At 62.2% G+C, this 8,088-nt stretch carries 9 protein-coding genes and 1 pseudogene; 6 read left to right on the top strand and 4 right to left on the bottom strand.

Annotation, left to right across the window (positions count from 1 at the left end; translation table 11 throughout):
- Positions 1-1,283 (bottom strand): DUF2235 domain-containing protein (locus tag IVA82_RS26995; RefSeq protein WP_247493638.1); only part of this gene is annotated, 1,283 nt, incomplete at its 3' end.
- A 317-nt stretch (positions 1,284-1,600) separates the two neighbouring features.
- Positions 1,601-1,735: a hypothetical protein gene (locus IVA82_RS48610; protein WP_256469722.1), complete on the bottom strand. Its 135-nt coding sequence runs from the start codon at positions 1,733-1,735 to the stop codon at positions 1,601-1,603.
- Positions 1,736-1,974: 239 nt separating this feature from the next.
- Between IVA82_RS48610 and IVA82_RS26990 the strand changes: the two genes are divergently transcribed.
- From IVA82_RS26990 to IVA82_RS26975, 4 genes are all read left to right on the top strand, one after another.
- Entirely contained in the window at positions 1,975-2,238 is a 264-nt protein-coding gene (locus tag IVA82_RS26990; RefSeq protein ID WP_247383702.1) for a hypothetical protein, read from the top strand.
- Positions 2,235-2,531 carry a hypothetical protein gene (locus tag IVA82_RS26985; RefSeq protein ID WP_247383701.1) on the top strand — a complete coding sequence of 99 codons (297 nt, stop codon included), beginning with the start codon at positions 2,235-2,237 and terminating at the stop codon, positions 2,529-2,531. The genes IVA82_RS26990 and IVA82_RS26985 overlap by 4 nt, the downstream gene beginning before the upstream one ends.
- A 204-nt stretch (positions 2,532-2,735) precedes the next feature.
- Complete coding sequence (locus IVA82_RS26980; protein ID WP_247383700.1) at positions 2,736-3,014, top strand: DUF1488 family protein; 279 nt, start codon at positions 2,736-2,738, stop codon at positions 3,012-3,014.
- A gap of 252 nt (positions 3,015-3,266) precedes the next feature.
- Complete coding sequence (locus IVA82_RS26975) at positions 3,267-3,821, top strand: hypothetical protein (RefSeq protein ID WP_247383699.1); 555 nt, start codon at positions 3,267-3,269, stop codon at positions 3,819-3,821.
- A gap of 332 nt (positions 3,822-4,153) precedes the next feature.
- Here IVA82_RS26975 and ftsZ read toward each other — a convergent pair whose 3' ends face one another.
- Positions 4,154-5,413, bottom strand: coding sequence for a cell division protein FtsZ (ftsZ, locus tag IVA82_RS26970; protein ID WP_247493637.1), 1,260 nt, complete (start codon positions 5,411-5,413; stop codon positions 4,154-4,156).
- Positions 5,414-5,463: 50 nt separating this feature from the next.
- Positions 5,464-5,976: a hypothetical protein gene (locus IVA82_RS26965; protein ID WP_247383697.1), complete on the bottom strand. Its 513-nt coding sequence runs from the start codon at positions 5,974-5,976 to the stop codon at positions 5,464-5,466.
- 116 nt (positions 5,977-6,092) lie between these two features.
- Between IVA82_RS26965 and IVA82_RS26960 the strand changes: the two are divergent.
- Both IVA82_RS26960 and IVA82_RS26955 read left to right on the top strand, forming a co-directional pair.
- A pseudogene (locus IVA82_RS26960) lies at positions 6,093-6,242 on the top strand (DUF1488 family protein); the annotation flags it as partial.
- Between the two features lie 249 nt (positions 6,243-6,491).
- Positions 6,492-7,592 carry a GNAT family N-acetyltransferase gene (locus tag IVA82_RS26955; RefSeq protein ID WP_247383696.1) on the top strand — a complete coding sequence of 367 codons (1,101 nt, stop codon included), beginning with the start codon at positions 6,492-6,494 and terminating at the stop codon, positions 7,590-7,592.
- Positions 7,593-8,088 lie beyond the last annotated feature (496 nt).

Here is an 8,088-nt window from a genome sequence, read left to right as displayed (position 1 = left end):
ACCCCCACCCCCGGCCGCACCGGCATCGGCACGGTCACAAAACTCTTCGGGATGTTCACCGGCCGGTAATCCGGCATGCTCGCCATCCGCTTCACCACGCTCTCATGCACATGGGCGCCGTCGGGGATCACGCGCGGTTCGCAGTCGGGGATGTAGAAGCCGAGCAACACCTTTCGCTGCGGCCATTCCTTGTAGGTCGCGCGCTTCGGCACGAACTCCAGCAGCCGCCAGGCCGCATTCATCGAATCGTGCGGCTTGCCGCCCACATCCGGCGCGACATATTTGAACGGGCTGTTCTTGCGCTGCACGCCCCAGGCGAGCTGGTTCACCGTGCGCGGGTCGAACTTCAGCCCCGCTTTGTCCGCTTCCTCCAGCATCCAGATCAGCGGATATTTCGACACCGCGCTCTCGGTCTCCGCATAGCCGCCGCCGACGTCGCAATGCACGCCGGAGAACCACACCTGCAGAATGTCCTGCGGCCCCTTCTTGTCGTCGGGGACGAAGCGGTTGCTCCAGTATTCCTGCGGCGCCTCCCACGCCTTGAGGCGGAACATGCAGCGGCGTTCGTCGATCGAGATCGCCTGGCGAAAGATCTGCACGCTCGGATTTCGCAGCGTGAAGGCGAGCTCCTCGAAGCTCGGCAGATAGAACCGGTCGGCGCGCGGCACGATCACGCTCGCCACCGTGTCCCACACGCCGATGAAATGAATGGTCGGCCAGCGCGAGGAAGTGATGCGCGCGAACTGCGCGGCGAGATCGAACTTGTCCTTCGGCAGCGGCCCGTCCTCGTCGCTGCCGACGTCGGTGAGGTCGGCAACGTCGTTGCCGCGCCCCGATCCCGAATATTGCTTGTAGGCGACGAGGCCCGAGCCGGCGAGGTTGGTCTGCTCCGGCGAGATCAATCCGATCTTGTGGATCAGCCCCGCCAGCACCCGCACCGTGTAGGCGCCGCGCGAAAAGCCGAACAGGTAGATCTTGTCGCCGGGCGCGTAGTTCTCGACCAGGAAGCGATAGGCCGAGAGCACGTTGTCGTCGAGCCCGTAGCCGGTAGCGAGCCCCAGCACCAGGTTGATGTTGGCCTTGAAGCGGTGCCACGTCGACGGCTCCGTCACCGTGCCGACGCCGGGATCGTAAAACACCAGCTGCCGCGGCCGCGTCTTGTCGGTCTTGCGCAGGCAGCGATAGAGCTTCAGGACGTTGGAGATGTTCTCGGAGATCTCGTTGCCGGTGCCGTCGCAGCAGATAACGAGGTTCTTCGGCTCGGATATGTGCTCGTGCTCCACAGGTGGCCCCTCCGGGTGATGCTACCCCGGCGAGTATAGCGCAAATGCGCGGAGGGGAGGAGACGGTACGAGTTTGGAGTGCTGGCTGCAAAGTATAGCGGCGCTGGGCCGGAGCAGTTTATCCGCGGGCTCGCTGCACCTCTCCCGCTTGCGGGAGAGGTCGGCGCGTCCGGGCGATGCGAAGCATCGTCCCGCGCGCCGGGTGAGGGCTCTCGCCTCTTGGGGAATCCCGACGAGGAGGCACCCCCACCCCAGCCCTCCCCCGCAAGCGGGAGAGGGAGCGCACCTTCTGCGCCGTGAATACTATTCGCCTCTACCTACTTCTTCTTCGCCGGCCCGAAATCCGGCTGCCAGCCGGCTTCCTTCCGCGTCGGCGCGGCGGCGATCACCTTGGATTTGTCTTTTTTCGGCTTCTTGGTTTCGCGGTTGCTGCGTTGTTGTCCCTTGGCCATGACGTCCGTCTCCTGTGCTGATCTGAGTTCGCCCGGATCCGAGGTGCGATGATGCAAGCGAGCCTACGCCCGCGTCACGCCCATAGCGAGAGCTAAAAGGCGCGCGCGACAGTGCCGCGCCGCACCTTAAGTGCCGGTGCGCGTTGACATTAAGGCTGGCTATTGCCCGGCAAGGGGCGCATGGTCGCGGCCAGCTGGCGTCGGTTGGGGCCCCCCCCCTTTGTGAAAGGCAGGCGTGCATGTCCATCCGCTCGCGGCGAGAAACCATCACCTTCAAGCATCCATTCCACATCCGCGGCATCGCGCGCGAGTTGCCGGCGGGCGCCTATGAGGTCGTCACCGACGAGGAGACGATCGAGGGCCTGACCTTCTCGGCCTATCGCCGCATCGCCACCATGATCACGGTGCCGTCCGAAGGCCCGCGCGGCGCGGTGGAGATGCTGTCGATCGGCTCGGTCGACCTTGCCAATGCGCAGGCCGCCGATGCGAGCGCCGCCCCATGACTGACTACCCCGTCGATCTCGACAAGCACCGCGGCATGGCCGCGCAGAAGGCGACCGATCTGCGCCGCGCGCTGGCCGAGGTCGAGGCCAATGTCAGGGAGCTGCGCGAGCGCGAGGCCGATCTGGAAAACCGCATGATGTCGGTGCCCGCCATGTCCTGGCCCGAAGCCGCGGTGAAGGCGCGCCATCTGCTCAACCTCTATGCCGCGAGCCTCCCTACCGAAGACACCCGCCACCGCGCCCTGGTGGCCGCGCTGTTCGACGATTTCGCAAGGCTCGGCGCCGAAAGCTGAAGGCGAGCCCCGGCGGCGGTCTCGCTCCACCTCTCCCGCTTGCGGGAGGGGTCGGCGCGTCCGGACGATGCGAAGCATCGTCCCGCGCGCCGGGTGAGGGCTCTCTCCACATCGGGAATGTCTCGCCCGCGGAGACACCCCCACCCCAACCCTCCCCCGCAAGCGGGAGAGGGAGCGCACTTATCGCGAAGCAGGAGTACCCCCATGACCCTCACCAGCACCCGCTTCATCGGCCACGAACAGGACCGCGGCATCGTCCAGTTCTCGATGCAGGACGGACCTAAGGAGATCGCCTGCGCGATCTCGACCTCGGCCATGGACGACCTCGAGCGCGGCCCGCGCGCCAGGCCGAGCGAGCGCGAAGCCCAGTTCACCCGCCTGCGCGAGCGCATCGAAGCCTGCGTGGAACGGAAGTATCAGGCGACGGAGTTCGAGGGCACGCCGCCGGGGATCGTGCTGCGGAGCATTGATTTTCGGGGGTAGAGTAGGCGACGGTTCGCACCGCGAGCGTGCGCAAGCTTTGCGCATTTTCAATTGTATCCGCGGCGCCATTGCCGCATCAGCGTTCAAATTAACCACTTGTTAACTATGCGGTCGCCTAATGTGTTCGATTGGGGGATCACCATGTCGGCCCATGCGACGCGACCGAAGTTGATGCCTGTTTCGGCCGATCCGGCTATTGGTTTGGTTGCCAGGTTGACGGTTCGCGTTGCGGCTGTCCTACGGAGCAAAGCAATGTTCGGAAAGGACGACTTAGTGGACAATCTCAGTCGCGATCTCGATCGCGCGCGCGGACGACGCGATGCTCTTGCATCCGAAGCCGCGACCCTGACGGCTCAGATCGCCGAAATCGAAGCCCGCCTTTCGGAGGAGAAAAACAGGCGGGAGCGTGATCGCGCCTTGGGCGAAATCGAAGCGATCAAAACCCGAATCAAACAGGCCGGGAGCGCGTTTGCACCTGTTGTCGATGGTCTCTGCAAGGCGATCGAGCAGGCTGCGGCAGTTGTGCCCGAGGCTCGCGAGCTCAATAGTTTTCTAGTATCGGTGGCGACCGAAATCGACAGCGTCATCGATCCCCTGTTGCGCGAACTGGACCAACGCGCGGATGCGGTGCGAGTCGGTCACGCTGCACTCGACCTCCCGAGTTCAGCCAATGAGGGGTCCATCGTACCGCCCATCGAACCGCCAAAAGACAATAACGATCGCCTGCTTCGTTTTCCAGCATGGCTGTCTCGCGACAAGGAGGCGGAAAAGGAAGCAGCGGAGAACCCGCGCAGCACGGCAGCGTGAAGGATCGGCGCACTGCGCACCTCAGAAGGTCGGCCGCAGATCTGACGGTCGGAATTCGCCGATGAAATTCCCGTCGTCAACGCCAGCATGCCCAGGCATGCGACGAGCACGCGGACTCCTTGAGCATGATCCGGACCCGAAGGGCCACGTTAGCGCAAAGTGCGAAGCGGTTTCCCCTCGCGACAAACGCGGAACGCGTTTGCGCGGAGATCATGCTTGAACAGCAACCTAAAGCGCGATGACGATTCATCCCAATCTCATCGCGCTTAGAGTCGCGTAGCAGCGGTCCATTTCCGGCATTGGAGACAAGTAACCCTGGTTCGTCCGACCGCTCAGTTGGCCGCGCGGCGCAGGAAGGCTGGGATATCGAGAATGCCTTCGTCGGCCGCATTGCGCGCAGAGGAGCGGCCGTAAGGATCGTGCGGCTGGGGAGCCGCGTGGCGCGCATGTTCCAGATTCGGCCTTGCCGGTTGCCCCGCAGGGTGGTGGGCCTCCGGGCGAAGCGGCGGGCTCTCCACTTGCGGAAGCGGTGCACCGCGCTCGATGCGATCGGCGATGCGGCGGCTGTCGTTGCGCAGCCTGCCGGCGAGCTGCGTGAGTGGGCTTTCCGCCGGTTGCGTCTGCTGCGCCGGGTCAAGATTATCGATTCCGGTCGCCACCACTGAGACGCGGACGATACCTTCAAGGCTTTCATCAAACGACGCGCCGACGATGATGTTGGCGTCCGGGTCCGCCTCGTCGCGAATGCGGGTAGCAGCTTCGTCGACTTCGAACAGCATGAGATCCCGGCCGCCGGTGATGGAGATGATGAGGCCGCTGGCGCGCTTGATCGAGGGGTTCTCGATCAATGGATTGGAAATAGCGGCCACGGCGGCGGCGAGCACGCGTTTCTCGCCGGAAGCTTCGCCCCTTCCCATCATGGCCTTGCCCTTCTCACGCATCACGGCGAGAACGTCGGCAAAATCGAGATTGATCAGGCCTTCCTTGACGATGAGGTCGCTGATGCAGGCCACACCCGAATAAAGCACCTGATCGGCAAGGGCAAAGGCATCGGCGAATGTGGTCTTCTCGCTGGCCACCCGGAACAGGTTCTGGTTCGGGATGATCAACAGGGTGTCGACTGTCTTCAGCAACTCCTCGATGCCGGCTTCGGCAAAGCGCATGCGGCGCTGGCCCTCGAAGTAGAATGGCTTGGTGACCACGCCGATCGTGAGGATGCCGAGCTCGCGCGCAGTCCTGGCGATGATGGGTGCAGCCCCGGTGCCGGTACCGCCGCCCATGCCGGCAGTCACGAACACCATGTGCGCGCCGGTCAAGTGATCGCGGATCGTATCGATTGTCTCCTCGGCTGCGGCGCGTCCCAATTCGGGCTGGGAGCCGGCGCCAAGGCCTGCAGTCACCGTTGTGCCCAGCTGGATGAGGCGCGTCGCCTTCGACATGGCAAGCGCCTGCGCGTCGGTATTGGCGACGACGAAGTCCACCCCTTGCAGCCCGGCCGTGATCATGTTGTTGACCGCATTGCCGCCGGCGCCGCCGACCCCGAATACGACAATGCGCGCCTTCATCTCGCGAATATCGGTGATGCCAGTCATTCTTTCCTCGCGGTTGCTCCGGCAGGCCGGGATAGAGAAAGTATCGAATGCTACCTGCAAGCCGCGCGGTCTGCGCCCACGATGGCCGCGGCCAGATGTCCCAATCGAAGCGCGGCTTGTCCCGCGATCGCGCCGCCAGCCCGGCGACCGGTCCGCAGAGCTGCCACTTCGTCTTCCAGTCGTGCCGCCCACGCATTGGCTGCCATTGTCTCGGCAGCCGCCTGCAGCAGCTCGACGGCCAGGCGATCGGCGCGCTCGCGCTCGCGCTCCAAATCTGCCCTGTAGCCGGTTGCTACTGCTTCGAGCCGCGCGACCTCCGCCTTGAATGCCTCGATCTTTGATGCCTCGATCTTTGCCATGGAGGCGGCGATGTGGTCTGCCTGGCGGCCACGTCGTGGGCGGGGCATGTACCGGAGTTCGGAGAAATCAACGCTCACCAGGGCTTTGCCATCATCCGAACGCGAGCACGGCAAACGGCGTCGTCTGGCAAGCGAACGAGCGGCCTCGCGAGAGATATTGAGGCGGGCACCTAGATCGGCATACGTCAGCAACGCAACGGACATCGACGCTTCTCCTGGAGCGAACCGGGAAGGCATTTCGGGCTGATGATGACTGGACGATGACTTCAGGCTAGGCTGCGTTGGTTAATGGACGGTTAACGCGCGCGGCGCTAGCGCCGGGCCCGCGCGCCAGACCCGCCGAGCGTGAAGCCCAGTTCACCCGCCTGCGCGAGCGCATCGAAGCCTGCGTGGAACGCAAGTATCAGGCAACGGAGTTCGAGGGGACGCCGCCGGGGATCGTGCTGCGGAGCATTGATTTTCGGGGGTAGGATATCTCAGGCAGCGACTGGACGTCAAAGATGTAGCAGACGGCCCTAGCCGATCTCCATCGTTACCGTCGGTCCTCGTTCCCACCCAGTTCTTGAACCGGTTGTGACAAATTCATGAGACACGTTTTAGAAGAATGTGCAATATTGGGCCGTGAGTCCATTCGATAGAATGGACTCACCTTTGGCCTGAGCTAACCATCGATTGCCGTTCAAGATTGTATCTTTCAAATCAGCGCGATCCTGTTCTTGATGAACACTTTTGTATACCGCCTCGAAACTGATCCAGTGGTTTTGCTGGAGCATGTGTCAAGCATTCGCTCCTTGGCGGATCGCGAAAAGGAGGCCCTCGGATTTCTGCCCGAAGCGGCTTATCGGGACGCGATCAAGCAACGGCGGCTATTCTGCATGTTTGCGAGGGCTGCTGATGCGATCGAGATCGCAGGCTTCATCCTATTTAGCGGTGTATTTCCCAACGCACGAGTTCAGCAGGTCGTAGTTTCGCCGTCTCATCGTAGAAGTGGACTTGCGTCGGCGCTAGTCAACGCACTCGTCTCACACCTCGAAAGTCGAGGTTATTTGAATGTGACGGCTGCGGATGCGTCAGACTTGAGCGCGGCGCAATCGTTCTACGAGAAGCGGGGATTTATATCGCGCCGGGTCCGCGACGGGGGGAGCGCTCGACAGCGCACCATAGTACTGCGTTCAAAGGAGTTGGATACAGCAAGTCTATTCACGTTGATGGCTCCGCCTTCCGCCCGAGACGAATTCGCAGCAAACCTAAATCTTCGGTCGCCCGGCGCTTTTGAGGCGCCACTTTATGTGATTGACCTCAACGTGCTGTTCGATCCCCTCAAACAGCGCGCGCGCTCAGCGATTGCTAACCATCTGTTTGGTGCTGCTCTGGCACATCGCGTGCGGCTCGCGGTTGCACCAGAATTCATTGTAGAATTGGAACGGACTTCGCACGGTGGTGCGCTCGATAGTACCCTTCAACTTGCGCGGCAACTACCTCGAATTCCACCAGCACCCAAGATCGAGGTAGATCGAATAGCTGCGAGCATTCAGAGGACTGTCTTTGAGGTAAAGGGCCTTTCGCAAGCGAATTCCAAACAGGCAATTAGTGACTCACGTCATTTGGCAGAGGCCGCGCTGGCCCGAGCGTCGGGCTATATTACGAGTGACGGTCACCTAATAAATGCGCGAGAAGCGCTCCTTCAGCTTGTTGGCATTGATATCGCTAGCCTGGACGAATTCGTTGAGTTGCTCCCCCGCGGAGGATGCCAAATTCGAACGAGGTCAGTTGCAGGGAACGCAGTGCGAGACGAGATCCGCCGCGACCGACGAAGCTAGAAGGTATCTGTCCGCTCAGGCGGTAAGCGGAAGGCTCATCGAGCTTTTTCTGCCAGCCAGATCGATGGTTGGTCGAACAAAGGTGCGAGCGGCTGTTGAAAATGAGGAGATTGTTGGGGTTGGGCTCTACCTAGGTCCGCCTGCCATAGATGCTGCTGCCAAAATGCTCGTACACATCCGGGCAGATCACATCTCGTCTGAAACTTTCGCCGAACATTTGTTGGACGAACTAATACGAGAGGCCAGTCATGCGGGGCCGGCAACGATCGAATTGCGGAGAATTGCAGGCCAGACAGCAGTGAATCAGGCGGCAAAACTAAGAGGATTTTTGCCTGCCTCCGATCAAGAGTAACCGGCATGAGGCCCCCACCTCGCCATCGGTAACCGGCATGAGCAACCACGTAGGCAGTTGTTAGCCAGCGCGGGCGTAGCGGATCGGCATCCAATACTGGCGCATGGCCTCGACGGCCGCCGGGATATCGCTGTGGGCGTTGCG

This window comes from Bradyrhizobium sp. 142, assembly GCF_023074015.1.
Classification (GTDB): Bacteria; Pseudomonadota; Alphaproteobacteria; order Rhizobiales; family Xanthobacteraceae; genus Bradyrhizobium.
This window is presented reverse-complemented; position numbering and strand designations above follow the sequence as displayed.

Excerpts from the sequence above, each read along its gene's own strand:
- IVA82_RS26965 (WP_247383697.1), bottom strand. The coding sequence starts at position 5,976 with ATGTCCGTTGCGTTGCTGACGTATGCCGATCTAGGTGCCCGCCTCAAT.
- IVA82_RS26955 (WP_247383696.1), top strand. The coding sequence starts at position 6,492 with ATGAACACTTTTGTATACCGCCTCGAAACTGATCCAGTGGTTTTGCTG.
- ftsZ (WP_247493637.1), bottom strand. The coding sequence starts at position 5,413 with ATGACTGGCATCACCGATATTCGCGAGATGAAGGCGCGCATTGTCGTA.
- IVA82_RS26985 (WP_247383701.1), top strand. The coding sequence starts at position 2,235 with ATGACTGACTACCCCGTCGATCTCGACAAGCACCGCGGCATGGCCGCG.
- IVA82_RS26990 (WP_247383702.1), top strand. The coding sequence starts at position 1,975 with ATGTCCATCCGCTCGCGGCGAGAAACCATCACCTTCAAGCATCCATTC.
- IVA82_RS26975 (WP_247383699.1), top strand. The coding sequence starts at position 3,267 with ATGTTCGGAAAGGACGACTTAGTGGACAATCTCAGTCGCGATCTCGAT.
- IVA82_RS48610 (WP_256469722.1), bottom strand. The coding sequence starts at position 1,735 with ATGGCCAAGGGACAACAACGCAGCAACCGCGAAACCAAGAAGCCGAAA.
- IVA82_RS26980 (WP_247383700.1), top strand. The coding sequence starts at position 2,736 with ATGACCCTCACCAGCACCCGCTTCATCGGCCACGAACAGGACCGCGGC.